Source organism: Flavobacterium sp. UBA6195 (assembly GCF_002422095.1).
Lineage (GTDB): Bacteria > Bacteroidota > Bacteroidia > Flavobacteriales > Flavobacteriaceae > Flavobacterium.
In genome coordinates this window covers 32057-57710 of record NZ_DITB01000015.1, presented here as the reverse complement: position 1 = coordinate 57710, position 25654 = coordinate 32057, and the positions used below count along the sequence as shown (strand labels likewise).

Genomic DNA, 25654 nt, shown 5'->3' with positions numbered 1-25654 from the left:
AAAAAATCCGTCACCACCAGCGCTCCGCCTAGGCGGACCCGTTTCATCCGCGTGCTAATTCAAGGGCAAGTACAACTTCAAAAATCAAGTACAAAAAGAGATACCTAACAGCATGACAAACTATGCCTGTATTCTATTGTGAACTATGAAAAGTGTAACGCCTAAGAATTAAAAAAAGAAAATCTATTGTGTCAATGTGGTTAAAAAAAATCCGTCACCACCAGCGCTCCGCCTAGGCGGAACCGTTTCATCCGCGTACTAATTCAAGGGCAAGTTCAAATTCAAGGACAATGTACTTTACTTATAAAATTAAAACATATAAGTCATAGAAGTATAACTAGTGAAACGTTTCGTCAATAAAGTACATATAAGATTTTGAAGATGATTTCAATTTCTGTAATCTATGTTCCAAAAACCTGAAACTTGAAACAAAATAAATAAAACATCTAAATAGCATTTCATTAGCCTTTGACTTCGCTCAGGGTGACAAGGGGGAACATTTCTAACTCATCATCAACTCTACGACTTTACGACTTCACATCCTCACATCTCACATCTCACATCCTCACATCATCACATCATCACATCTCACATCATCACATCTTTTCTTCAAAAATTTTTGTTATTTAAAAACATTTGAGTACTTTTGTTGTTCATTCAATAATATGTTAGACAGTATTATAACATCAAAAACACGATTGCGACTATTGGTAAAATTCTTTATCAATGCTGCTAATACAGGCTATCTGAGGGGGTTGGCTCAGGAGATGAATGAGAATACAAATGCAATCAGAAAAGAATTAAACAATCTGAGTGAAGCAGGCTTTATTATCAGAGAAGATACAGATAAAAAGGTGATGTATCATGCCAATACAGACCATCCTTTGTTTACTACTTTACAGCAATTAATCCAAAAATACGTCGGTGTTGATTTTATTATTAGTCAAATTCTCGAAAGAATGGGAGATGTTTCTCGTATTTTTTTAGTGGGAGATTATGCTAAAGGAATAGATTCGGGAGTAATCGAGGTGATTATAGAAGGGCCTGCGTTGAATCAAAGCTATATCGAAAATATAACACAAAGGATTAAAAAAGAAATAAAAAAAGAAGTCATCGTTTATAGTACTACAGAATATGTAGGAGATGGACTGTTGGTTTTTGAAAATAAATAAGAGGAGACTGGTTTTTTCAATGTTTTGAAAAATAGCTGTTGAAAATTATTCATACCGAGGTGAACTCATTTTAAATGGGACTCACAGGGCGAAGCCATTAAAAGTAGTAAAAAAAGATACTCTTAAAAACTTCTTAATTCTAATAAGATTAACAATAAATTAAAATACAAATGAACAAGATTGCCATCATCGGACTAGGCTATGTTGGACTTCCTTTAGCAAGATTATTTGCAACCAAATTTCCAGTAGTAGGTTTTGATATTAACCAAAAGCGAATAGAAGAATTAAATGAAGGTAGAGATGTAACCCTAGAAGTAGAAGATGCTCTATTAAAACAGGTATTAGTAGATTCTAATCCTTTCACAAATCATAATAATGGATTGTATTGTACAGCACATCTGGAAGAAATTAAAGGAGCTAACTATTACATTGTAACCGTTCCTACGCCTGTGGATAAGCATAATAAGCCAGATTTAACTCCTTTATATAAAGCTTCAGAAACGGTGGGTAAAGTCTTGAAAAAGGGAGATGTGGTAATTTATGAATCTACAGTTTATCCTGGAGCTACAGAGGAAGAGTGTATTCCTGTTTTGGAAAAAGTATCGGGATTGAAATTTAATGTAGATTTTTTTGCAGGTTATTCTCCAGAGCGCATTAATCCAGGAGATAAAGAGCATACAGTAGAAAAAATCCTTAAAGTGACCTCTGGCTCTACTCCAGAAATTGGCGTAAAAGTAAATGAATTATATAAAACAGTAATTACAGCAGGCACGCATTTGGCACCAACTATAAAAGTAGCAGAAGCAGCCAAAGTCATCGAAAATTCACAACGCGATATCAACATCGCCTTTGTTAACGAATTAGCAAAAATTTTTAATTTATTAGATATAGATACTCATGCCGTTTTGGAAGCAGCTGGAACCAAATGGAATTTCTTACCTTTTAAACCAGGACTTGTAGGTGGGCACTGTATAGGTGTTGACCCTTATTATTTAGCTCAAAAAGCGCAAGAAGCAGGGTATCATCCTGAAATTATTTTAGCTGGGCGCAGATTAAATGATAGTATGGGTGAATATGTAGCTGCTCAAGTTGTGAAACTTATGATAAAAAAAGGCATTACAGTAAATGGAGCAGAGCTTCTGTTATTAGGAATCACTTTTAAAGAAAATTGCCCAGATGTTCGCAATACTAAAATTGTAGATGTAGTAAATGCATTAGAAGAATACGGAATCAAAGTAACTATTTTTGATCCATGGGCTAATCCTGAAGAGGTTATGCATGAGTATGGTCTTGCTTGTCATCCAGAACTTGTTTCAGGAGCTAAATATGATACTGTTGTTTTAGGAGTTGCTCATAAAGAATTTATGGCATTAGATTTAAATTCATTGCTTAATTCAAATGCAGTAATTTACGATGTTAAAGGAATATTAGATAATAATATTGATGGTAGACTTTAAGTTTGTACAAATCTGAAATTATGAAAAAAACATATATTATTGCTGAAATCGGTAACACACATGAAGGTTCGGTTGGTTTAGCGAAACAATTCATAAAAGCTGCTGCGGATTGTGGTGTTGACGCTGTAAAATTTCAAACGCATATTTTTGAAGCAGAAAGTTTACCAAGTGCTCCTAATCCTTCTTATTTCAAAGATGAAACAAGAAAAGACTATTTTGAAAGAACTGCATTTACAATTGAACAATACAAAGTATTGAAAGATTATGCAGAAAATGAATGCAAAGTGGATTTCTTTTCATCTCCATTTTCTTTAGAAGCAGTAGATTTCTTAATGGAAGTAGGTGTTTCTACTTTTAAAATTCCATCTGGAGAAGTAAGTAATATTCCACTTTTAGAGCATGTAGCTAAAACGGGTAAAAAAGTAATCTTGTCAAGTGGCATGAGCTCTTGGGATGAGTTAGATAGAGCTGTTGCCGTTTTTAAAGATAAAGAAAAGCTTACCATTCTACAATGTACTTCTGAGTATCCATGCAAGCCTGAAAATGCAGGGTTAAATGTAATGTTAGAAATTAAAGAACGCTATCAATGTAAAGTAGGTTTTTCGGATCATACTTTAGGTATTGGAGTTCCTTTAACCGCAGTTGTTCTAGGAGCAACACTGATTGAAAAACATTTTACTCTTTCAAAGCTAATGTACGGAAGCGATGCAAAAAATTCAACGGAACCAGAAGAATTCAAGCATATGGTAGATAATATTCGTGCTGCTGAGCTTGCTATTACCAGTAAAATAGATAAAAATGAAATCGTTAAAAAACTTGGTGAAATGAAGTTTGTTTTTGAAAAATCAATCGTTTCAGCAAGAGAACTAAAAGAAGGTCATGTAATTTCTGAAGAAGATTTAGCTTATAAGAAACCAGGTGATGGAATACCGGCAAGAGCTTATAAAGAAATTATAGGAAAGACCGTTAAAACAACTATTCCGGCTAACGAAAAGATCGAATACAGCCAATTACATTAATCAAAAAAATATAAAAAAATGAAAAAAGTTTGTGTTTTTGTTGGTAGCAGAGCTAACTACAGCAGTATTAAATCAGTTATGATGGCTGTTAAAAATCACCCTGAACTTGAACTACAACTTATTGTTGGATCTTCTGCAGTATTAGATCGTTTTGGAAAAGTTGAAGATTTAATTATAAAAGATGGTTTTACACCTGATTTTAATTTTTATAATATAGTTGAAGGTGAAAACCCTGTTACCATGGCAAAATCTACAGGTTTAGGGCTTATAGAATGTTCTATGATTTTTAACAATCTTAAACCTGATTATTTGGTTGTTGTAGGGGATCGATTTGAGATGATGTCTGTTACTATTGCAGCTGCCTATATGAATATTAGAATTGCTCATACTATGGGAGGTGAGGTAACAGGAACTATAGATGAAAGTATTCGTCACGCTATTACTAAATTTGCGCATATTCATTTTGCAGCAAGTGAAGATGCAAAACAAAGAATCTTAAAACTTGGTGAAGATCCAACTCACGTTCATAATGTAGGATGTCCTAGAATGGATTTAGTTTTAAATGAATTAAAAAATGATTCATATAAAATGTTAAGTAATCTTTTCGAGGATTTTACAGGAGTAGGACCTTCTTATTTAGATTTAACAAAACCTTTTCTATTAGTTTCTCAACATCCTGTTACTACTGAATTTGGTAGCAATAGAGCTCAAATAGAAGAAACATTATATGCTTTAGATGAATTGCAAATGCCTACAATTATGCTTTGGCCAAATATCGATGCGGGAAGTGATGATATTTCAACTGGAATTAGAGTTTATAGAGAAGTTTACAACAAAGAAAGTGGTACTTGGTTAAAACTATTCAAAAATTTACCTACCCAAATCTACATTCATTTAATGAATACTTGTGCTTGTCTTGTGGGTAATAGTAGTTCTGGTGTTAGAGAAGGAGCTACTATTGGAACTCCAGTAGTAAATATTGGTACTCGTCAAAACAAAAGAGAAATGGGACCTAATGTAATTAATGTTGGATATGACCGTAACGAAATAAAAGAAGCAATTTTAAAACAAATTGCTCATGGAAAATATGAAAATGCTGGAATTTATGGAAACGGAAATGCTGGAACTCAAATTGCAGATATATTAGCAAATTCTAATCCTAGTATTCAAAAAACAATTACCTATTAGTATTTTAATGTATGAAAATATTAGGTTTTATCCCTGCTAGAGGAGGAAGTAAAGGCTTGCCTGGTAAAAACAAAAAAATGATGCTAGGTAAACCTCTTATTGCTCATACCATCGAAACAGCATTACTTTCTAATCTAACAGACATTGTTGTATCATCTGATGATGATGATATTTTAGAAATTGCAAAAAAGTATAATGTTAAAGTTATAAAAAGGCCAGATGAACTTTCAGGTGATTTAGCTCCAACGTTACCAGTGATGACTCACGCTGTTCAAACTGTAGGAGGAAATTATGATGCAGTTATGACTTTACAAGTAACATCACCTTTACGTACCGTAAAACATATTAATGAAGCAATTGAGTTGTTTTCTCGAGACGGTGAAGCAGATTCTTTAGTAAGTGTTATTAAAATTCCACATAAGTTTACAGATGCTTCTATAATGTTACTTGATGGTAAGTATATAAAGCCCATTGATAGCGAAAAATTAGTATTAAGAAGACAAGAGAAACCTACTTACTGGGCCAGAAATGGAGCCGTAATTTATATAACTAGTATAAATAAAGTAGGAGAGTACATTTTTGGGGGTAAAATAATTCCTTACGAGATGAACAAAATGGAAAGTATTGATATTGATGATATTGAAGATTGGCAAATGGCTGAAGCAATTATGTTGTATAACCAAAATAAATTAATATGAAAAAAGTTCTATTTCAGTTAGGTACAGAATTCCATTATATGGTGGCATTGAGCCTTATAGATAAATATTATTCAGGTAATGATTATGAAATACATTTTATAATTGTTTCAAATCCAAATAATAAATCAAGGCTTAGTGATATCAAATTGAACGAAAAATATAAATACCACAAAGTTTCTTATAACCATAATGAAGAAAAACGTTTTCAAGATGTAATTGATTTAAAGCAATTTATTGAAAGTAATGATTTTCATCATTTTACATCATTTTTATATCATGATCCTATCTTTGTTTATTTAACCTATTATTTTAAAAGTAAAAAGACGACTACTTTTTTAGCACCTGACGGTATGGGGGCTTATGTGAAATTTACTGCTAAAAACTATAGATCTAGATTGGTAAATACTCTCAAAAGTTATAAGTTTTTTAAAATACATGGATTTAAATTTCCGAAATTTTGGTTTACAAGTTGGGATTTTGGTAAGAATGGTTATTATGATTATATCTATGCTTTCAGTGAATCTTTGCCAAATTTGCCAAAAAAAAATATTATAGCAGTTGATTATACTTTTTCAAAAGAGCAAATTGAAAGTTTAATGAAAACTTTTGAGTTAGACTTTTCAAATTATCCTGAATTATCAAAAGTTGTTTTAGTAATAAACGAAAGACATTATTTGCCAAAATATGAATCACAACTTTTAAAAGTAATAGCCGAAAGCTTACCTGGAAATACTATTTTGTTTAAAAAACATCCAAATCAAAAGATTGAAAATTTATCATATTTAGCAGATACTGTTTATACAATTGATAGTGTTTTTCCAGTTGAAATATTAATTGCATCACTTAAAGGAGGTATAATTATTTCATCATATTCTAACAGTATGTTATATCACAATCCAAATTGTAAGTATTTTTGGACTTATCCAATAGTTGCAAGTTCTGGTGAATTAAAAAAAGATATAGAACGATTTAATCCAAAATCATATATTGAAGTAAAACAAAATTTTGAAGAGTTAGGTATTGCTTTGAAAGCTTGTACAAATGAATAATACAACAATTAATCATAATAGTCAAAATAATAGATCCTACATTTTTTTAGTTTTTTTATTTTCTCCTTTAGTTGCTTTGATAATTGCAATAAAACAATATAGAGAATTTTGGACTAAAAATATTGTATGGATGTTTAGTGCTTTTTATGGTTATTCTTTTGTAATTGGAAATGCAGGTTCTGATATTAATCGTTACAAACAAAAATTTTTAATTCACCATGATTTGCAAATGAGTATTGGAGAATATTTTGTAACTCTTTTTAAGGAAGGAACCTATGATTTTATTCAACCTTTATTGTCTTTTATTACATCGCGTTTTACATCTGATTTTAAAATTTATTTATTATTAATAGGAGGTTTTATTGGTTACTTTTTATCTCGAAATATTTGGGCTGTATTAAATTTAAGTAAGCAAAAACCTAAATGGTACGGAATATTATTCGTATTAGTGTTTTCATTTATTTATTCCGTTTGGGATATTAACGTAATGCGATTTACTATTGGAGCGCATATTTTCTTTTACGGAGCATTTAAAATACTTGTTACAAAAAATAGATGGGGTTATTTCTTTATTTTTCTTTCTCTATTAGTACATTTTTCATTTAGTATAGCCTTTGTAATTTTTTTGTTATATCAAATTTTAGGAAAAAAATTCATAAAGATATATTTCATATTTTTTATTATTTCTTTTTTTACATCTGAGCTTAATTTAAATATGATACAAAGTCAATTGACATTTTTGCCTGATAATTTTATAGAAAAATCTGATGATTATTTAAATGATGATTATAAAAAAAAGCGAGATGATATTAAAGAAAATAAGAACTTCAGAGGGAAATATTATCAATCTTCATTAAAGTGGGCTATAGGAATATTGTTAACAACAATATTTTTAAATAGGAAAAAAATAAAGAATAATTACATTTTAGAAAATTTACTAGCATTTTGTTTATTGTATGTTGGTGTTTTTAACGTACTAAGTTTTATACCAAGTATGAATCGTTTTCAATTTGTAAGTTACTTGTTTGCACTAACACTTATTTATCCCTATTTTAATATAAAATTAGATCAAAAAGAAAAATATATTATATATCTGTGTACACCACTAATTTTATTCTATTTTATTGTTAAATTTAGAATAGGATTTGAGTTTACTGGACTTTTAACTTTATTAGGAGGTCCAATTATTGCAGCAATTAAAGATAATGATATTGCATTAATAGATTTTCTAAGATAAAAAATATAAAACATATTATTATGATTCAATCTATACGAAAAACACTAACATCCAATTATGTTTGTTTTAGAGGATGGTCTACAAAAAGAAAAATTGTAGTGATAGAATCTGACGATTGGGGAGCAATTCGTATGCCATCACGTGAAGTTTACGATCAGTTTATGGCGAAAGGAGTTCCAGCTAACACACATTATTTTGCTAAAAATGATTGTTTAGAGAGTAATTCCGATTTAGAGCTTTTGTTTGAAGTTCTTTCTTCAAATAAAGATAAAAACGGACAACCAGCGGTTATTACAGCTAATGCAGTAGTAGCCAATCCTGATTTTGAAAAAATTGCTGCTTCTAATCGTAAAGAATACCATTATGAGTTAATTACGGATACTTATAATTCGTATCCTAATCATGATAAAGTTTTTGATTTGTGGAAAAAAGAAGGAATTGGACAAAATATGTTGTATCCCCAATTTCATGGTAGAGAGCATATCAATGTAGCAAGCTGGATGAAAGTAATTAATTCTGATTCGCCTATTGAAAATTTTGCTTTCGAAAATAAAACGTTATTAGGAATGCGTATTCCAAACGAAAAGCCATTCGGATTTAATTATATGGCTGCTTTTGAATATTTTGATAAGGAGCAACAATTACAAATTGAGGAAATTACAGCAGATGGGTTGCAGATTTTTGAAAAATTATTTGGCTTTAAATCAAAAAGTTTCATTGCTTCATGCGGTATTCAAGGAACTCATATTGATTCGGTATTAGCAGCAAATGGAGTAGAATTTAATCAAAATGGACATCAATTTAGACCTGATGGAAAAGGAGGGGTAAAAGCAGACCAAAAATTTTGGGGCGATACCAACGAATTCAATCAAACCTATTGGCGAAGAAATGCTACTTTTGAACCTAGTAGAGCACCACATGAGGATTGGGTTACTAAATGTATGGCAGAAATTGATGTGGCATTCCGATGGGGAAAACCAGCAGTTATTAATTCGCACCGCGTAAATTATTCTAGTGGTATTTTTGAAGAAAATCGCGACAATACATTACGCCTCTTAAATGCTTTGTTGAAAGCTATAACAAAAAAATGGCCTGATGTAGAATTTATGAACAGTCAACAATTAGGAGAACTAGTTTCGAGTAAATGATAAAATCATTATTAAATAAGGCTAAGGTAACTTCAAAAGGTTATTTGTATAATTATAAAGGTTTTTCAACAAATCGTAAGATTGTTGTTATTGAATCTGATGATTGGGGTGGTGAGCGCACTCCTAACAAACAATCGTATTTAAAGCTTTTAGAAAATGATTTAAGAGTTGATAAATGCGCCTTTAGTAAGTACGATACAATTGAATCGCAAGAGGATTTAGTGGCTTTGTTCGATGTCTTAAAATCGGTTAGTGATTTGAATGGAAATCCTGCAATAATCACAGCAAACTTTAATCTTGCTAACCCAGATTATAAGAAAATTAAAGAAAGTAATTTTGAAGCATATTATTATATTGATTACCTACAAACATTAGAAAAATACAATAGAACAAATGTATTAGAGCTTGTAAAAGAAGGCATTAATAAAAAATTGTTTTTTCCACAAAGTCATTCAAGAGAACATATTAGTCCTTATTTATGGTTAAATGAAATAAAAAATAATAATCATAGTTTAAGAAAAGCATTCGAACTGGAAGTTTATGGTTTAAGTAGAGCTACTTCACCTGAAATTGTTAAATTTCATTTAGCTAGTCAATTATATCGTAATTCACAAGAACTTGAATTTGTTTCTAAGACAATGCAAGATGGAGCAAAATTATTTGAAAGTATTTTTGGATATCCTTCATTATCTTTTATAGCTCCTGTTTATACATGGAATGAGGCAAATGAAGAAATTATGAATAATAATGGGATTAAATTTATTCAAAGTTCTTTTTTTCAAAATTATTTTAAACCTTTTGAAATTCATGCTTTTAGTAAAAAATTTCATTACACAGGTCAAAAAAACAAATGGAATCAAATATATACCGTTAGAAATTGTCTTTTTGAACCTGCATTAAGTCCTAATAAAGATTGTGTTCCTAGTTGTTTAAAGGAAATTAGCATGTCTTTTAATATGAATAAGCCAGCGATTATCTCTTCGCATAGACTTAATTATATTGGAGGATTAGATCAAAATAATAGAGATAATAATTTAAAGCAACTAGGTAGGTTGTTATTCGAGATAAAGAAAAAATGGTCAAATGTAGAATTTATGACTAGTGTTCAACTTGGTAAATTAATTGCAGATGAGTATGGTATCAAAAAAGATTAAACAGTTTCTTTTTCATCTAAAATTATTTTTGGTAAAAAAAAGAAATCCAAATATTGAAATTGGAAATGGAGCAAAAATAGATTTTGCAACAAAGATTTTTTCATGTGGTAACAAAATTACGATTGGTGAAAAAGTTTATTTACGATCTAATCCAAATTTTTATCAAGCTGGGATGCCTTTTCCAACGACTCTCTTAACTGATGTAAAAGGAGCAGTTATAAAGATTGGAAATAATTCTAGAATAAATGGTGTATATATTCACGCTCAAAAAGAAATTTCAATAGGTGAAAATTGTGTTATTGCATCTGGAGTTAACATCATTGATACAAATGGTCATATTCTAAATTCATTAGACCGAACTGTTGGAAGAGATACTCCTTCTGAAATAATTATTGGGGATAATGTATGGATTGGATTAAATGCAGTAATTTTAAAAGGAGTTAAGATAGGAAATAATTCAGTAGTTTCAGCTGGCAGTGTGGTTAAAGGTTCTTTTCCAGATAATTCACTTATAATGGGTAATCCGGCTCAACTAATTAAAATATTAGATATAACAGATGAAAATAGCTATACAATATAGTCCATATTCTTTTTACGAAGAGTGGATGCAATACTGCGAAGATCATCAAATACCATACAAAGTTGTTAACTGTTATGCTAGTGATGCTATAGCACAATTAGAAGATTGTAATATATTACTTTGGCATCACAATCATGCAAATCCTAAGGATGTGCTCTTTGCTAAACAATTATTAGCTTCTTTAGAAATTGCAGGAAAAAAAGTATTTCCAGATTATCATTCTACTTGGCATTTTGATGACAAGTTGGGCCAAAAATATTTATTTGAAGCTACTCATATCCCCCATGTTCCCACTCACACTTTTTTTGATAAAAAAGAAGCACTTCAATGGGCAAAAAAAACTACTTATCCAAAAGTATTTAAGTTAAGAAGAGGAGCAGGCTCTAGAAATGTTTGGTTAGTAAAAAGTAAAGAGGAAGCATTTAAGACCATTCGAAAAGCATTCGGGAAAGGATTTAGACAATACGATGCTTTTGGCGGAATTAAAGAACAACTCAGAAAATATAGATTAGGAAAAACTAATCTAAAAGAAATTGCAAAGGCAGTTGCTCATATTCTATACCCAATTCAGTTAGAAAAATCTCAAGGACGAGAATGCGGTTATGTTTATTTTCAAGATTTTATTCCACAAAATACATTTGATATTCGTGTTATTGTAATTGGAAATAAGGCATTTGCCATAAAAAGACATGTTCGTAAAAATGATTTTAGAGCATCTGGAAGCGGTTTTATAGAATATAAAAAAGAACTTTTTGATATTGATTTAATTCAACAATCTTTTGAAAACGCATCTAAAATTAAGGCGTATTGTGCTGCATTCGATTATGTGTTTTTAGATGGTAAACCATTAGTAGTAGAGGTAAGCTACGGTTTTAACAAAGCAGGATATTACGATTGTCCTGGATATTGGACTGAGGACTTGAATTGGCACGAAGGCAAGTTTAATCCTTATGGCTGGATGATTGAAGATAGTATTGCAACTATAAAATAATTATTTAAAATTGAAAAAAATACTAATAATTGCACCATCAAGAAAATTAGGGGGTATAGAAAGAGCACTTACTGTTTTGGCTAATGAATGGGCAAGTCGTGATTTACAAGTTTCCTTTGTGTCGTGTTTAAAACATAATCCTTTTTATAAATTAGATTCAAATATTAAATTAATTGAACCTACATTTGAAAGATCAAAAGGTAGTACAGATAAAATATTGTTTTACCCTAGATTATTGCTGTTTATTAGAAATGAGGTAAAAAAAAATAATCCTGATCGCGTTTTAGTGTTTGGAGATTGGTTCAGTCCAATTACACTCTTAGCTCTATTAGGTTTGAAATTCCCTGTTTACATTTCAGATAGAACGATACCAAACTATACATTTAAATTTCCTATTCCACAACTAAAAAAGTGGTTGTATCCTAAATCAGCAGGCTTTATTGCACAAACTCAACGATCTAAGGAATTTAAAGAAAAAATATTTGGAAAAAAACTGAAAATTCAAGTTATTCCAAATGCTTTACCAGAGTTTGATAAGAGACAGCAAATAAATGTTGAACAACAAAATAAAATCATTTATGTAGGAAGATTTGCTTGGGAAAAAGATCCTGAGATTCTCATTCGTGCTATGGATTTTGTTGCAAAAAAGAACCCTAATTGGGTACTAGAAATGGCAGGGACGGGACCACTACTCAATCCAATGAAAGCCTTAGTAAAAGAACTTAATTTAGATTCTAATGTACTTTTTCTTGGAAATGTAAATCAAGTAGCTACATTGTATCAATCGGCAAAAATCTTAGTATTGCCTTCTGTTGTAGAAGGTTTTCCCAATACATTAATTGAAGCCATGTCGTTTGGCTTACCATGTATTTGTTTTAATGATATACCCTATGAAGATATTATTACCCCGCAAATGGATGGGTATGTGGTATCTGAAAGATCTGCCAAATTATTGGCTAATGCCATTAATGAAATAATTGGAGATGATGCTTTAAGAGAAAGTATTGGGAAAAATGCTCAAGTCTCTGTAAAACGATTTTCTAAAGAAAAAATTGCCCAAAAACTATTAGAATTTATGAAATCATGATGAATGTATTACTAGAATTATATTTTAAATTACCTCACGATTCAAGTTTTGGTATATTTTCTAAAATTATAAATCGGATTGCGGCACGAATCATTAAACGCATTTTAGATAGAACGGTTCCTAATCATTTTATAAAAACATTTGATACGTATCCAATTGGACTTAATCAAGAAAAAAGAGATAAAGAAATTGTCATTTCGTTAACTTCATTTCCAGGGCGCATTGCCGATGTTTGGATTGTAATAGAATGTTTATTTCGACAAACGTATAAAGCAGATAAAATAATTTTATGGATAGACAAGGAGCGATTTAATTTAGAAGACCTCCCTTCTCGTTTAAAAGATCAAATGAAAAGAGGTTTAGAAATTAGATTAGTAGAAGATTTGCGTTCTCATACTAAATATTATTATGCCTTAAAAGAGTATAATAACTCATTTGTTATTACGGTAGATGATGATTGTTATTATCCAGAGAATCTTATCGAGAATTTAATGAAAATTCATCGAGAATATCCTAATTCCATTGCGGCTAATAGGATTCATAAAATACAATTTAAAGACAATTTTATTTTACCTTATAAAAAATGGTCGCATAATTTTAGTCCTAAAAACAATGTAAATGGAACCTATTTATTGACTGGAGTGGGCGGTGTACTATATCCACCTAAAATTTTTGATGCTCCGTTTTTTGATACAGCTGTTTTTTTGGAAAAATGTAAGTTTGCAGATGATATGTGGTTGTCTGTTAATGCCTTCAGACTGGGAATTAATATAGCTTCAAATAGTAAATTCAATAAGGATATGATAGCCATCTCAAAGACAGGAGATGTTAGATTATTAAATTATAATTCAAAAGGAAACGGAAATGATTCACAATTAAGAGCCGTTTTAGACCATTTTAACATGGGGAACTTAGAAAATTATAAAAATAGAGATTGATTTTTATATTTAATAAATTATAGAAGTAATAATAATTTTAAATTAACACTATATAATGAATGCTGCTCTTAAACGTAAAATTATCAACCATCCCCTTTTGTATAAAGGGATAGTTTACTTAGCTAATATTCGTTATTTTTTTAACAATTATTCTTCCGTAAAAGGAAGAAATAATATTGTTATATTTAAAGAAGGAGTACTAAGAAAAAATGTTCAAATTAAAATTATAGGGAACAACAATACCATTACTATTCACCCAAACTGTCGTTTAAAAAATACCAAAATCACCATTATGGGGTCTAATAATCAATTGGTATTAAATGAAAAAGTCATGATATATGAAAATGGTGCGTTTGTTTTTGAGGGGAGTAATTCTTATATTCAAGTAGGGGCAAAAACGACTATTGGAAGTGCTATATTAATTATTGGAGAAGGAGATACAGGAATTAGAATTGGAGAAGATTGCATGTTAAGTAGAGATATTGTTATGAACACAAGTGATTTTCACTCCATAATTTCAACAATTACAAATAAAAGAATTAATCCGCCAAAAAGTATAGAAGTTAAGAATCATGTATGGATAGGTAATAATGCTTATATTTCTAAAGGAGCAGAAGTTGGAAACAATTGTATTGTGGCTTCTAGAGCTTATGTAGGTGGAAAAAAATTTGAAGATCATACCATTTTAGGCGGATTGCCAGCAAAACAGTTGAAAGACAATATCAATTGGAGTAGAGAAAAATTACCTTACGAATAAATATAAATTAATCATATGAAAAATATAGTGATTGTTGGCTCTGGGCAATTAGGAAGCAGACATTTGCAAGGAGTTTTAAAGTATAATAAAGAAAAATTAGCTGTTTATGTAATGGATCCTTCTCAAGATGCACTAGAGGTATCAAAGGAAAGAGCCACAGAAGTGGACCATAACCATGAATTGCATTTTATAACAAATATCCAAAACTATCCTAAAGAAGCTGAAGTTGCCATTGTGGCAACCAATTCTAATGTAAGAGAAATGGTAACAATAGACTTGTTGCAAAGAACTAAATTGAAGAACCTTATTTTAGAAAAAGTTCTATTCCAAGAATATGAAGCTTATGACCGATTTACAAATGAAATTTCAAAATATGAAATTAAGGTATTTGTGAATCATCCAAGGCGATTAACTCCAGCTTATTTAGAAATTGCAGATCAAATTAAACAAATTAAAGGGAGAAATTATTTTTCGATTGTTGGAGAATTTTGGGATTTAGGTTGTAATTCATTACACATGATTGATCTGTTTGTGTTTTTGAGTAATTCAAAATTAAAAAGTATAAATACAGACGGAGTAGATAATACAATAATTCAGAGTAAACGTAAGGGGTATGTTGAATTTACAGGAACTATTACGGGAATTATGGAAAATAATGATTCTTTTGCTTTATCATCTTTTCCAGGCGAAAGAGGTCCGTTAACGCTTCAAATAGCAACAACAGGTAATCGATGGTTTATTCAAGAAGGAGGAACAAAAGCATTTCTTCATTTAGGAGTAGAAAATAAATATGCAGTTGCACAACATGATTTTTTTCAAGAATTTCAAAGTAATCTAACCACACAAATTACCAATGATTTATTAGAAAATAAAGAATGTGGATTGCCTTCTTATGAACAAGCGGCACATACACACAAAATATTTATTGAAGCTTTGTTAAAAAAATATAACGCTATAACAAATTTAAACGAAACAAAATGTCCCATAACATAAATAGTAATATCGTATTATTGATAGGAACAGGCTCAATGGCTGTTGCTTATGCAAAAGTATTACAAGGTCAAAAAATAGACTTTCAAGTTGTAGGAAGAGGAGTTGCCTCTGCTCAAACTTTTTATGAAGAAACAGGAAAAAAGCCTATCACAGGAGGATTAGAATTATTCCTAGAAAACAATGATGTTAGCCAATTTGATGCGGCAATTATTGCTACAGGAACCGAAGTTTTATTAGATTGTTTAAGATTATTAATTCAACATTCTATCACCAAAATTTTAATTGAAAAGCCAGCTGCAGTTAGTATTGCCGAATTAAACAATAATAAGGAGCTCTTTTTGCCTCATGCAGCCTCGATTTTTGTAGCCTATAACAGACGTTTTTATGCATCAGTGTTAGAAACAGAACGATTAATAGAAGCAGATGGTGGTTTGGAAGCAATGAATTTTGAATTTACGGAATGGACACATAAAATTGATGCTAGCAAAAAAGTGCCTGCTGTTCTCAATAATTGGTTTTTTGCAAATTCAACACATGTAGTAGATTTGGCATTTTTTTTGGCCGGGAAACCATTAGATTGGACAGCATATTCTAAAAAAGGTAATTTAGAATGGCACGAAAAAACGGTATTTAGCGGAGCTGGAATTACAGAAAAAGGAGTGCTTTTTTCTTATTTATCCCATTGGGAAAGTGCGGGAAGATGGGGGATTGAGTTGCTAACACAAAATAGAAAAATTTATTTGAAGCCACTTGAAGGAGTTTTAATCCAAAGAAAAGGCTTGTTGGATATTGAAAAACATGTATTTGACAACACCCTTGACGTGCTTTACAAGCCAGGATTATTCAGGCAAGTAGAAGCTTTTCTAAACAATGATAATTCTAGATTAATTAATATTAAAGAGCATTTAGAAATAGCAAATCAAATTTATATTAAAATTCTTTCATAGTTTAAAATAAGCAGTGGAAAAACAGCATTTAAAATCAAAGCATAAAACAGTAAATAGAATTTTAATTAATACGATTATTATTTATGCTCAAAAGTTCTCAACAGCAGCACTTGCACTTGTAACTACACCATTGTTGTTAAAAGTGTTAGGGGTAGAAGACTATGGTGTTTATACACTGACATTAGGCTTCGTAGGAACACTAACTTTTTTAACTTGGTCATTGTCGGGAACTACACAACGTTATATTGCAGTGACTTTAGGGGAAAAAAATTATGGAAAATTGGCTCAAGTATTATCTTCCTCACTATTAATTCATTTAGTCTATGGAATAATTATAATTGCAGTTATTGAAGTAATTAATTTATTTTATGTTAATACTTTACTTGATATTCCAGAATCAAGACAAAATACAATTCACTATATACTTACATTTGTAGCAGGAATATCGTTTTTTAATATAATAGCTATACCATTTGTAGGTTCTTTGCGAGCAACTGAAGATTTCAAAAGTATAGCCATTATTGGATTTGTTGAGTCTAGTTTAAAGTTAATAATGGCATTTTTACTTTTGTGGTTCTCAGGTGATAAATTAATATTATTTTCTGCTTTAATGTTTTTGGTTTCAATTGTCATTTTTTTAGCCTATTTCTTTAGGGTTATGAAAGCTAAAAAAAGAATTTATAAAAAATTTGTGAAGCCAAATTCAGTCTTAATAAAAGAAATGCTGTCATTTATTTCTTGGTCCTTGCTAGGAGCATTAGCAACCATGAGTCGAAATCAAGGGGTTACGGTTTTGATTAATGTTTTTTTTGGTGTTGTAGCAAATGCGGCTTACGGAATTGCACAACAAATTAATAATGCAGTAAATATTTTAGCTCAGGGAGTAACAACTTCTATGACACCAGTTTTGATGAAAGCGGCAGGTGAAAATAACAACGAAAAAATGCTTTACATGATGAGAACAATGGCTAAATTGTCTTTTTTCTCGATCTCTATTTTTTCAATTCCTACGTTGTTTGAGATGAATTATATTTTAGAATTGTGGTTAAAAGTTGTCCCTGAGGGAAGTGTTATTTTTAGTCAATTAATTATTGTACTTGTTTTGGTTGTACTCTTATCCTCAGGAATACAAAATGTATTTATTGCAATTGGAAAAGTAAAAGAGTATAACATTTATACAAGTGTTTTTTTAGTTCTTAATTTACCTCTTTCATACATTTTATTTAAAATTGGTTTTTCAAGTTATTCAATAATTACGGTAGGTATTTTTCTGGAAATCATTACACTAAATATTAGATTATTATTGCTTAAAAAACATTTAAATTATAAAATATCAGATTATTTTTCAGAAATTACTCAGATTATTTTGCCTACTTTAGTTATCTCTGTTTTATTATTTTTCTGGATGTATGTTGAAATACCTAAATTTATCCATTTAATTGTATCATTTATTTCATCATTATTGATTGCCCCTATTATAATATACAAGTTCTCTTTGGATAGTTTTCAAAAAGAGTATGTTTCAAATATTCTGAAAAAAATGAAATTTATAAAAGAATAATATGAAGAAAAATTTATTAATTGTTGGAGATTCTTTAGGTTTGCCTTGAGATAATATGCCATACAGTAATACATGGACTTATTTACTATGTGACTATTTGCAAAATTTTCATACAGTATTAAAACTCCAAAGGGCTTTGAATTCCAATACAATAAATTCGGGAGTAAAAGAAGATTGGTTAGAGTTTTATAAACCTGATGATGTAATCTTGCAAGTGGGTATCGTGGATTGTTCTCCAAGATTTTTAAAGAATGGTGGGTTGTTGATGAAATTAGTAAACAGTTCTCCTTTTTTTCTTAAAAAATTTTATTTGGAAATTAATAAAAAAAAATAAAACTAGAAGTGTTGTTAATGTTGATGTTACCATAGATAGATTTGAAAGTAATATTGAAAAATATATAAATCGCTGCATTAGTATTGGTGTTAGTCGCATATTTTTAATTAAAATAGCAAAATCTGGTAGTGCTATGGTAAAAAAAAGCCCTGAGATTTTAAGACAAATTAACTTTTATAACCAAATTTTTGATAAACTAGCTGGTAAATATCAAAATTGTATACTAATCAATGAATTAACTAATGCTAATGATGATTATTTCATTGAAGATGGATATCATTTAAGTGAATTTGGAAATTATAACTTTTTGAAACCATTAAAAAATACTATAAATAGATATGCAAAGAAAAAAATTAGTAGTTGGTATAACAGCTTCTGTCAGTACAATTTTGATAAAAGGGCAAATCAAATATTTTTCTGAGAATGGTTATGAAACGTATTTATTGGCACCACAAGATGAAAGAACGATAAAGTTTTGTGAGGAGGAAGGCTGTATCTTATTGCCTGTTAAAATAAAAAGAGATATTTCAATTTTTAGTGATTTACTTTCGCTTTTTCAAGTAATAATTCATTTTGTAAAAATAAAACCAGATGTTATTAATCTAGGAACACCAAAAATTTCTTTGGTAGGAATGATAGCAGCAAAGTTAACAGGTGTGCAAAAAAAAGTATACACATGTAGAGGTTTTAGATTCGAACATGAAAAAGGATTAAAGAAAAAAATATTAATCCAAATGGAAAAAATAGCAGGTGCATTAGCAAATAACATTATCTGTATTAGCCCTTCTGTTAAAGAATTAGCTATGAAGTTGAATATTTTTTCGCCAGATAAAACTATGGTGATTGGGCAAGGAAGTAGTAATGGGATTGACTTGAATTTTTTTAACCACTCAACAATAGATAAACAAGAAGTTTTCAGGTTAAAAAAGAAATTAAATATAGAGAATAATTTCATTTATGGTTTTGTAGGTAGATTAGTAGACAGAAAAGGAGTCGTAGAAATCTACAATGCTTTTAGTGACCTTTATAAATCCAATCCTAATGTAAGGTTTGTTTTTGTTGGAGGAGTAGAATTAGAGCAAATAGCAGATAAAAATCTAATTCAAAATATTGAAAACCACCCAGGTTTTATCTATGTAGGTCCTCAGTTAAATGTACCGTTATACCTTACCATTATGGATGTGTTTGTTTTACCCGCATGGTGGGAAGGATTTGGAAATGTATTGATTCAAGCTGCAGCAATGGGGGTTCCTGTAATAAGCACAGAAGCAACGGGCTGTGTAGATGCTGTTTCTAATGGGTTCAATGGAATATTAGTAAAACCAAAGTCAGTTGTTGAACTGAAACAAGCTATGGAGTTACTCTTAAATGATGGAAATCTTCGTGATCAGTATGGTAAAAATGGTATAATTTGGGCAAAAAATTTCGACCGAAATATTATTTGGAATGAATTAAATAACATTTATCAATCTTAAAAAAGATGTATAAAGCATACTTAAAACAAATATTTGACTTTTTAATAGCATTTGTAGTGCTAATGATTTTCTCTCCAATCATTTTAATGATAACGATAGGACTTGTTTTTTTTAACAGAGGAACGCCTTTTTTTATGCAACAAAGACCAGGTAAAAATGAAAAGATTTTTAAATTAATCAAGTTTAAAACGATGAGAGATGCTTATGATGAAAATGGAAAACCATTACCAGATAAAGATAGAATTACTCCTGTTGGGGCATGGGTCAGAAAGTTATCATTGGATGAATTACCCCAATTAATTAACGTAATAAAAGGAGATATGAGTTTAATTGGACCAAGACCCTTATTGGTCAAATATCTTCCACTGTATAATAATGAACAAAAAAGAAGGCATGAGGTAAAGCCGGGTATTACGGGCTGGGCTCAGGTTAATGGGAGAAATGCAATTGATTGGGATAGGAAATTTCAATTGGATGTTTGGTATGTAGATCACATATCATTATTCCTTGATATGAAAATACTGTATTTAACCTTTTTGAAAGTGATTAAACGAGAGGGAATAAATAACGGCGAGGAGGTAACAATGAAACCTTTTACAGGAAATTAATAAATTATATATGAAAGATATTGCAATTTACGGTGCTGGTGGTTTTGGAAGAGAGGTAGCTTGTTTAATTAATGCTATCAATGAGGTAGAGCAAAAATGGAATTTTATCGGTTTTTTTGATGATGGTTTAGAAAAAGGTTCAGAAAATATTTTTGGTAAAATTTTAGGAGGAATAGAAGAGTTAAATAGTTGGAATAAAGAACTTAACATAGTTTTTTCAATTGCAAATCCTGAGATTTTAAAAGAAGTGGTGGAAAATGTACATAATGATAACATATTATTTCCTAATTTAGTGGCTCCAAATGTTAATTTTTTACATAAGGATTCATTACAAATTGGACAAGGAAATATTCTATTCTTCGGAACAAGAGTAAGTTGTGAAGTGAAAATAGGAAACTTTAATTTACTGAATGGGTTTGTTTCATTAGGACATGATGTACAAATTGGTGATTACAATGTATTAGGTCCTATGGTGAGACTCTCAGGAAATGTAATTATTCAAGATGAAAACTTTTTTGGCGTACAAGCAATAGTCCTTCAAGGAATAAAAATGGGATGTAAAACAAAGATTGGTCCAAACAGTGTACTCATGAGAAATACAAAAGATGGATTCTTGTACATGGGTAATCCAGCTCATAGAATTAAAATTTAATCATTAGTTATGGCATTTCAAAAAATTGAAAACGTAAAGATTACTGGAATTGCAGCTTGTGTTCCCGATAATAGCGTAGATAATATGGACTTAACGCTCCTAGGGGATTTAAGTGACAGAACCAAATTTATTGAAACAACAGGAATAGCAAAAAGATATACTGTTGCAGATAAAAACATTTGCACATCAGACTTGTGTTTTGAAGCAGCTGAAAAAATAATTAAAGAATTAGACTGGAATAAAGAAGAGATTGATTGTTTGATTTTTGTGTCTCAAACTCCGGATTATATCTTGCCTGCTACATCTTGTGTATTACAAGACAGATTAGGTTTGTCTTCAAATTGCTTTGCAATGGACATTTCTCTAGGATGTTCTGGTTGGGTCTATGGTTTAGCTACAATTTCACAATTTATAGGTTCAGGAAATTTCAAAAAAGGATTATTGTTAGTGGGTGATACGGTAACCGTAACTAAATCTGATAGAGATAAGAGTACATATCCTCTTTTTGGTGATGCAGGAACAGCAACGGCGCTTGAATTTGATGCAACCGCTACACCAATGTATTTCCATACAGGTACAGATGGTGCAGGATATAAGGCAATTATGATTGAAGATGGTGGCTTTAGAAGTTTTTTTAAACCAGAGTCTCTTCTTGTAAAGGAAACCGAACCTGGGGTTTTCAGAAATAATTTGCAAAGCTATTTAAACGGTGCTGATGTTTTTATTTTTGGAATAACTAAAGCCCCTAAAAGTATTAAAGATTTAATGGCTCATTTCAATTTAAATAAAGAACAAATTGATTTCTTAATTTTGCATCAGGCAAATAAGTTAATGAATGATAAAATAAGAAAAAAAGTAGGTATTGAAGAAGATAAAGTTCCGTATTCGTTGGACGAATTTGGAAATACATCATCAGCTTCAATTCCCCTAACAATAGTAACAAGATTAAATAATCAGGTAGAAAATACTAGAAAACGTTTTCTGGCCTGTGGATTTGGAGTAGGTTTATCTTGGGGATCTGTTTATTTTGAAACAGAAAAGTTAATCTGTCCACAAATAATGAAATATAAATTATAAATATAACTTTAAAATAAAAAAAGTATGGAACAAAAATTTATTGACTTGTTTAAAGAAACATTAGAGATTGAAGATAGAACAATTAGTTTATCTGACGAGTTTAGAGCATTTGACGAATGGGATTCCCTAGCTTTGTTATCTGTTATAGCAATGATTGACGAAGAGTACGATATAATCATTGAAAGTAACACGTTCCAAAAGTTACAAACTGTTGGTGATATTTACAATTATATACAATCTAACGCTTAATTTACAATTAGGGTGGCTTTACTTAAATTTAATAAGGTTGGTATAACCGGAATCTCAGCTGCAATTCCAAAAAATACAATTGACAATTATGCCTATACTGATTTTTTTGATAAAGAAGAAGTTAAGGTGGTTGTTGATAAAGTAGGTATTAAAGAGCGTAGATTTGCGCCTGATGGAATGTGTGCTTCTGATTTATGTTTTGCAGCTGCAGAAAAATTAATCTCGGATATGAATATAGACAAATCAGAAATTGATTTGCTAATCTTTATTTCTCAAACCCCAGATTACAGAATGCCTGCAACTTCAATTTTATTACAAAACAAATTAGGGCTATCCAAAACTACAGCAGCTTTTGATATTTCACTAGGTTGTTCAGCATTTGTCTATGGCCTATCAACGGTATATGCCCTAATGCAATCTGGTGGTCTTAGAAAAGCATTACTTCTTGATGGTGAAACAAGATCAAGAATATATTCACCAAAAGATAGAAAAACAGCATTTCTCTTTGGTGATGGAGGAATAGCAGCAATAATTGAAAAAGGGGATCAATTTGACGAGAGTTATTTTTCGTTAAACTCAGATGGTTCTAAAGAATCTTATATCAAAATGGATGCTGGTGGATATAGAAATCCTAGTTCTATTGAAACATTAAAAGAAAAGGTGGTTGATGAATATGGCAATATAAGATCGGATGAACACGGATACATGTCTGGTGCCGATGTATTTAATTTTGTATTAGCTGAAATTCCTAAGGATATCAAAACAGTTATAAATTTGGCAAAAACCGATTTGTCTCAAATTGATTTTTTTGTATTTCACCAAGCGAATAGCTATATGAATAATTATTTAGCAAAAAAATTAAAATTAGATACTGAACGTGTACCAAATTCAATTGAAAAGTTTGGAAATACTTCATCAGTTTCAATTCCTTTAACCATAGTGTCTGAATTACAAAATAAATTACAAGGAAATAAAAAAATACTACTCTCAGGTTTTGGGGTAGGAATGAGTTGGGCATCAGCTATTATTAACACAATGGATTGTCATGTCTCTGACATAATAGAAATATAAAATATGAATTATAATCCTTTCAATTTAAATAATAAAAAAATTCTTATTACGGGTGCCTCATCAGGTATTGGTAGCGTAATAGCTATTGAATGTTCAAAAATGGGAGCAAATGTAATTATAACTGGAAGAAGTGAAGAAAGACTATTGAAAACTTTTGAACTTCTGCAAGGTGATAATAATGAATATGTCGTGGCAGATTTATCATTAAAAGAGGGATTAGATTGCTTAGTTAATCAAATTCCCACTTTGGATGGTGTAGTACATTGTGCAGCAATTTTAAAAAAACTGCCACTAAAATTCATTAATGAAAAAGCTTGGCTTGAGACAATGGAGACAAATTTATTTGCTCCTGCATTGTTATCTCAGCGTCTAGTTAAGAAAAGTAAAGTAAACGATGGGGCTTCCATTGTTTTTATCTCTTCTATTGCTGCGTCAGTAGCTTCTTTTGGTAATATCTCATACATGGCTTCTAAGGGGGCAATTAACTCTTTAGCTAGAGGTATGGCACTCGAATTGGCTGCAAAAAAAATTAGAGTTAATTACATTCAACCAGCTTTAATTAGAACAAATCTAACTGATAAAGCAATGTCTCAAGAAGATTTAGATAATTATGTACAAAGATTTCCATTAGGGCGTTTTGGCAAACCTGAAGAGGTGGCTTACTCGGCAGTCTTTTTACTTTCTGATGCAACACAATGGATTACAGGTACATCTATTACAGTTGATGGAGGGGTAACACTTAGGTAGTATAAATGTCGATTTCGATTCATAGATTCATCAAATCAGAAGAAAAGGCCAATACCTATTTGATAAGTCAGATGGGATCAAATAAAGTCTATCTAATTGATGCAGGAAATACGAAGTTGGCCTTAGAAAGTTTAAAAACAGAACAGGCTTTGGAAGCCATTTTTTTAACACATGACCATTACGATCATATAGCGGATATACATCATGCAATCAATAGATTTCCTAATTGTATGATATACTGTTCATCATATACCCAAAAAGCGTTGGCAGACAGCAAACAAAACTTGTCTTTTTATCATGGTACTCCAGTCACTTTTGTCGGACCTCAATTGAAGAGAGTGAAAGACCAACAGCTGATTCCTATTTTCGATAACGATCATATCGAAGTAATTGAAACGCCAGGGCATACGGAAGGTAGCCTTTCTTTTAAATGCCAAAACAATCTATTTACAGGTGATGCCTTAATCCCAAATCTGCAAGTAGTAACAAAATTAAGAACCGGAAATAAAATACAGGCTAGGGAAAGCATACAGAAAATAAAAAAAATCCTTAAAAGACAAGAAGTGATTTGGGCAGGACATGGAGACTCATTTACTAAAGAACAAGTTAATTGGGAAAATTACCTCACCCTTGCTCCAAAAGAATAGCTAGCTGGACGACAATAAAATCATCGCTATGAAAGATTGGCTATTAGAAAACATAACCCTTAGTAATTTTTTACTACTAGGGGTTTTTTTTGTTATATTGGTTGCTTATAAAAAAGGAGTAAAAACCATTCCAAAGGTAGGATGGGGGTTAATACTACTGATACTGTTAATAACAACCCGGTATCTACCGGCCCAATTAATAGCGTTCGAAGAAGCCAAAGTACCGCAGTGGAACATCAAAAATTGCGATACCACCCAAATGCAATACATCCACGTATTAGGGGCAGGTTTTAGTGCAGATACGTTATTAGCACCTACCAGTCAGTTAAATACCACTACCTTAGCCCGTCTAGTTGAAGCAATAAGAATAGCTCGGCAATTACCTCATTATAAAATAGTGACCTCAGGAAACACCAAATATGGAGGAATCACACAAGCCGAAGTAGTAAAAAAAGCAGCCATTGCCTTAGGTATACCAAAGCAAAATATCCTAACCCTTACTACACCTAGCAATACGGCAGAAGAAGTCGATGCCTTCATTAAAAAGCTAGGTAAAAACAAAAAAGGAATTGTCGTCTCAGACGCCTTACATCTCCCTAGAGCTTTAATGCTCTACCAAAAAGCAGGCATACACATGCAAGGCGCTCCCACCAATTACAACATCAAAAAAGGACCTCATGACTACAACGGATTCACACTACCATCCTACAACTCCCTTTCAGCTATGAACACCTACCTTAGAGAAAAACTCAAATACTACAAAGACAGCTGGTAACCCAAAACACACCCCATTTTCAGTACCCCAGTCCTTCTCCGGT

At 31.0% G+C, this 25654-nt stretch carries 27 protein-coding genes; all 27 read left to right on the top strand.

Annotated features, from left to right (window positions below; all coding sequences use genetic code 11):
- Positions 1-665 precede the first annotated feature (665 nt).
- On the top strand, positions 666-1172 hold the full coding sequence (locus tag B4I81_RS01280; protein ID WP_291106588.1) for an ArsR family transcriptional regulator: 507 nt from the start codon (positions 666-668) through the stop codon (positions 1170-1172).
- A gap of 170 nt (positions 1173-1342) precedes the next feature.
- Positions 1343-2629 carry a nucleotide sugar dehydrogenase gene (locus B4I81_RS01275; protein ID WP_291106586.1) on the top strand — a complete coding sequence of 429 codons (1287 nt, stop codon included), beginning with the start codon at positions 1343-1345 and terminating at the stop codon, positions 2627-2629.
- Between the two features lie 20 nt (positions 2630-2649).
- Positions 2650-3648 (top strand): N-acetylneuraminate synthase family protein, encoded by a 999-nt coding sequence (locus tag B4I81_RS01270; protein WP_291106584.1) that lies wholly within the window; start codon positions 2650-2652, stop codon positions 3646-3648.
- 18 nt (positions 3649-3666) lie between these two features.
- Positions 3667-4836, top strand: a complete 1170-nt coding sequence (gene neuC, locus B4I81_RS01265) for a UDP-N-acetylglucosamine 2-epimerase (protein WP_291106582.1) — start codon at positions 3667-3669, stop codon at positions 4834-4836.
- An 11-nt stretch (positions 4837-4847) separates the two neighbouring features.
- A complete protein-coding gene (locus tag B4I81_RS01260) occupies positions 4848-5534 on the top strand; it encodes an acylneuraminate cytidylyltransferase family protein (RefSeq protein WP_291106580.1) in 687 nt (228 codons plus the stop codon).
- Entirely contained in the window at positions 5531-6583 is a 1053-nt protein-coding gene (locus B4I81_RS01255) for a polysialyltransferase family glycosyltransferase (protein WP_291106578.1), read from the top strand. The genes B4I81_RS01260 and B4I81_RS01255 overlap by 4 nt, the downstream gene beginning before the upstream one ends.
- Entirely contained in the window at positions 6576-7820 is a 1245-nt protein-coding gene (locus B4I81_RS01250; RefSeq protein ID WP_291106576.1) for an EpsG family protein, read from the top strand. Before B4I81_RS01255 ends, B4I81_RS01250 begins: the two co-directional genes overlap by 8 nt.
- A gap of 20 nt (positions 7821-7840) precedes the next feature.
- The gene (locus tag B4I81_RS01245) at positions 7841-8968 is read left to right on the top strand and encodes a polysaccharide (de)acetylase (protein WP_291106574.1); all 1128 of its coding nucleotides are present in this window, start codon (positions 7841-7843) and stop codon (positions 8966-8968) included.
- Positions 8965-10122, top strand: a complete 1158-nt coding sequence (locus tag B4I81_RS01240) for a polysaccharide (de)acetylase (protein WP_291106572.1) — start codon at positions 8965-8967, stop codon at positions 10120-10122. The genes B4I81_RS01245 and B4I81_RS01240 overlap by 4 nt, the downstream gene beginning before the upstream one ends.
- The gene (locus tag B4I81_RS01235) at positions 10097-10702 is read left to right on the top strand and encodes an acyltransferase (RefSeq protein ID WP_291106570.1); all 606 of its coding nucleotides are present in this window, start codon (positions 10097-10099) and stop codon (positions 10700-10702) included. Before B4I81_RS01240 ends, B4I81_RS01235 begins: the two co-directional genes overlap by 26 nt.
- The gene (locus B4I81_RS01230; protein ID WP_291106569.1) at positions 10680-11693 is read left to right on the top strand and encodes an ATP-grasp domain-containing protein; all 1014 of its coding nucleotides are present in this window, start codon (positions 10680-10682) and stop codon (positions 11691-11693) included. Before B4I81_RS01235 ends, B4I81_RS01230 begins: the two co-directional genes overlap by 23 nt.
- A gap of 10 nt (positions 11694-11703) precedes the next feature.
- Positions 11704-12780 carry a glycosyltransferase gene (locus tag B4I81_RS01225; RefSeq protein ID WP_291106567.1) on the top strand — a complete coding sequence of 359 codons (1077 nt, stop codon included), beginning with the start codon at positions 11704-11706 and terminating at the stop codon, positions 12778-12780.
- Positions 12777-13718 carry a glycosyltransferase family A protein gene (locus tag B4I81_RS01220; RefSeq protein WP_291106565.1) on the top strand — a complete coding sequence of 314 codons (942 nt, stop codon included), beginning with the start codon at positions 12777-12779 and terminating at the stop codon, positions 13716-13718. The genes B4I81_RS01225 and B4I81_RS01220 overlap by 4 nt, the downstream gene beginning before the upstream one ends.
- 55 nt (positions 13719-13773) lie before the next feature.
- Complete coding sequence (locus B4I81_RS01215) at positions 13774-14475, top strand: acyltransferase (RefSeq protein WP_291106563.1); 702 nt, start codon at positions 13774-13776, stop codon at positions 14473-14475.
- 15 nt (positions 14476-14490) lie between these two features.
- On the top strand, positions 14491-15468 hold the full coding sequence (locus B4I81_RS01210; RefSeq protein WP_291106562.1) for a Gfo/Idh/MocA family oxidoreductase: 978 nt from the start codon (positions 14491-14493) through the stop codon (positions 15466-15468).
- Positions 15453-16415, top strand: a complete 963-nt coding sequence (locus B4I81_RS01205) for a Gfo/Idh/MocA family oxidoreductase (RefSeq protein WP_291106561.1) — start codon at positions 15453-15455, stop codon at positions 16413-16415. Before B4I81_RS01210 ends, B4I81_RS01205 begins: the two co-directional genes overlap by 16 nt.
- 13 nt (positions 16416-16428) lie before the next feature.
- Positions 16429-17976 carry an MATE family efflux transporter gene (locus tag B4I81_RS01200; protein WP_291106559.1) on the top strand — a complete coding sequence of 516 codons (1548 nt, stop codon included), beginning with the start codon at positions 16429-16431 and terminating at the stop codon, positions 17974-17976.
- 136 nt (positions 17977-18112) lie between these two features.
- Positions 18113-18310, top strand: a complete 198-nt coding sequence (locus B4I81_RS01195; protein WP_291106557.1) for a hypothetical protein — start codon at positions 18113-18115, stop codon at positions 18308-18310.
- A 338-nt stretch (positions 18311-18648) separates the two neighbouring features.
- Entirely contained in the window at positions 18649-19785 is a 1137-nt protein-coding gene (locus B4I81_RS01190) for a glycosyltransferase family 4 protein (RefSeq protein ID WP_291106555.1), read from the top strand.
- A 5-nt stretch (positions 19786-19790) separates the two neighbouring features.
- Entirely contained in the window at positions 19791-20393 is a 603-nt protein-coding gene (locus tag B4I81_RS01185) for a sugar transferase (protein WP_291106552.1), read from the top strand.
- A 10-nt stretch (positions 20394-20403) separates the two neighbouring features.
- Positions 20404-21045 (top strand): serine acetyltransferase, encoded by a 642-nt coding sequence (locus tag B4I81_RS01180; RefSeq protein ID WP_291106550.1) that lies wholly within the window; start codon positions 20404-20406, stop codon positions 21043-21045.
- A 9-nt stretch (positions 21046-21054) separates the two neighbouring features.
- Positions 21055-22122 carry a ketoacyl-ACP synthase III gene (locus B4I81_RS01175; RefSeq protein WP_291106548.1) on the top strand — a complete coding sequence of 356 codons (1068 nt, stop codon included), beginning with the start codon at positions 21055-21057 and terminating at the stop codon, positions 22120-22122.
- Positions 22123-22146: 24 nt separating this feature from the next.
- On the top strand, positions 22147-22371 hold the full coding sequence (locus B4I81_RS01170) for an acyl carrier protein (RefSeq protein WP_291106546.1): 225 nt from the start codon (positions 22147-22149) through the stop codon (positions 22369-22371).
- 12 nt (positions 22372-22383) lie between these two features.
- Positions 22384-23442: a 3-oxoacyl-ACP synthase III family protein gene (locus B4I81_RS01165; RefSeq protein WP_291106544.1), complete on the top strand. Its 1059-nt coding sequence runs from the start codon at positions 22384-22386 to the stop codon at positions 23440-23442.
- A gap of 3 nt (positions 23443-23445) precedes the next feature.
- A complete protein-coding gene (locus B4I81_RS01160) occupies positions 23446-24189 on the top strand; it encodes an SDR family NAD(P)-dependent oxidoreductase (RefSeq protein ID WP_291106542.1) in 744 nt (247 codons plus the stop codon).
- A gap of 5 nt (positions 24190-24194) precedes the next feature.
- Positions 24195-24836 carry an MBL fold metallo-hydrolase gene (locus B4I81_RS01155; protein WP_291106540.1) on the top strand — a complete coding sequence of 214 codons (642 nt, stop codon included), beginning with the start codon at positions 24195-24197 and terminating at the stop codon, positions 24834-24836.
- A gap of 259 nt (positions 24837-25095) precedes the next feature.
- A complete protein-coding gene (locus B4I81_RS01150; RefSeq protein WP_291106538.1) occupies positions 25096-25611 on the top strand; it encodes a YdcF family protein in 516 nt (171 codons plus the stop codon).
- Positions 25612-25654 lie beyond the last annotated feature (43 nt).

What these genes read in the sequence shown, in the direction of transcription:
- B4I81_RS01175 (WP_291106548.1), top strand. Translation starts at nt 21,055, where the DNA reads ATGGCATTTCAAAAAATTGAAAACGTAAAGATTACTGGAATTGCAGCT.
- B4I81_RS01205 (WP_291106561.1), top strand. Translation starts at nt 15,453, where the DNA reads ATGTCCCATAACATAAATAGTAATATCGTATTATTGATAGGAACAGGC.
- B4I81_RS01185 (WP_291106552.1), top strand. Translation starts at nt 19,791, where the DNA reads ATGTATAAAGCATACTTAAAACAAATATTTGACTTTTTAATAGCATTT.
- B4I81_RS01155 (WP_291106540.1), top strand. Translation starts at nt 24,195, where the DNA reads ATGTCGATTTCGATTCATAGATTCATCAAATCAGAAGAAAAGGCCAAT.
- B4I81_RS01275 (WP_291106586.1), top strand. Translation starts at nt 1,343, where the DNA reads ATGAACAAGATTGCCATCATCGGACTAGGCTATGTTGGACTTCCTTTA.
- B4I81_RS01170 (WP_291106546.1), top strand. Translation starts at nt 22,147, where the DNA reads ATGGAACAAAAATTTATTGACTTGTTTAAAGAAACATTAGAGATTGAA.
- B4I81_RS01180 (WP_291106550.1), top strand. Translation starts at nt 20,404, where the DNA reads ATGAAAGATATTGCAATTTACGGTGCTGGTGGTTTTGGAAGAGAGGTA.
- B4I81_RS01215 (WP_291106563.1), top strand. Translation starts at nt 13,774, where the DNA reads ATGAATGCTGCTCTTAAACGTAAAATTATCAACCATCCCCTTTTGTAT.
- B4I81_RS01255 (WP_291106578.1), top strand. Translation starts at nt 5,531, where the DNA reads ATGAAAAAAGTTCTATTTCAGTTAGGTACAGAATTCCATTATATGGTG.
- B4I81_RS01150 (WP_291106538.1), top strand. Translation starts at nt 25,096, where the DNA reads ATGCAATACATCCACGTATTAGGGGCAGGTTTTAGTGCAGATACGTTA.
- B4I81_RS01220 (WP_291106565.1), top strand. Translation starts at nt 12,777, where the DNA reads ATGATGAATGTATTACTAGAATTATATTTTAAATTACCTCACGATTCA.
- B4I81_RS01240 (WP_291106572.1), top strand. Translation starts at nt 8,965, where the DNA reads ATGATAAAATCATTATTAAATAAGGCTAAGGTAACTTCAAAAGGTTAT.
- B4I81_RS01260 (WP_291106580.1), top strand. Translation starts at nt 4,848, where the DNA reads ATGAAAATATTAGGTTTTATCCCTGCTAGAGGAGGAAGTAAAGGCTTG.
- B4I81_RS01235 (WP_291106570.1), top strand. Translation starts at nt 10,097, where the DNA reads ATGAGTATGGTATCAAAAAAGATTAAACAGTTTCTTTTTCATCTAAAA.
- B4I81_RS01230 (WP_291106569.1), top strand. Translation starts at nt 10,680, where the DNA reads ATGAAAATAGCTATACAATATAGTCCATATTCTTTTTACGAAGAGTGG.
- B4I81_RS01190 (WP_291106555.1), top strand. Translation starts at nt 18,649, where the DNA reads ATGCAAAGAAAAAAATTAGTAGTTGGTATAACAGCTTCTGTCAGTACA.
- B4I81_RS01250 (WP_291106576.1), top strand. Translation starts at nt 6,576, where the DNA reads ATGAATAATACAACAATTAATCATAATAGTCAAAATAATAGATCCTAC.
- B4I81_RS01280 (WP_291106588.1), top strand. Translation starts at nt 666, where the DNA reads ATGTTAGACAGTATTATAACATCAAAAACACGATTGCGACTATTGGTA.
- B4I81_RS01160 (WP_291106542.1), top strand. Translation starts at nt 23,446, where the DNA reads ATGAATTATAATCCTTTCAATTTAAATAATAAAAAAATTCTTATTACG.
- B4I81_RS01210 (WP_291106562.1), top strand. Translation starts at nt 14,491, where the DNA reads ATGAAAAATATAGTGATTGTTGGCTCTGGGCAATTAGGAAGCAGACAT.
- neuC (WP_291106582.1), top strand. Translation starts at nt 3,667, where the DNA reads ATGAAAAAAGTTTGTGTTTTTGTTGGTAGCAGAGCTAACTACAGCAGT.
- B4I81_RS01245 (WP_291106574.1), top strand. Translation starts at nt 7,841, where the DNA reads ATGATTCAATCTATACGAAAAACACTAACATCCAATTATGTTTGTTTT.
- B4I81_RS01270 (WP_291106584.1), top strand. Translation starts at nt 2,650, where the DNA reads ATGAAAAAAACATATATTATTGCTGAAATCGGTAACACACATGAAGGT.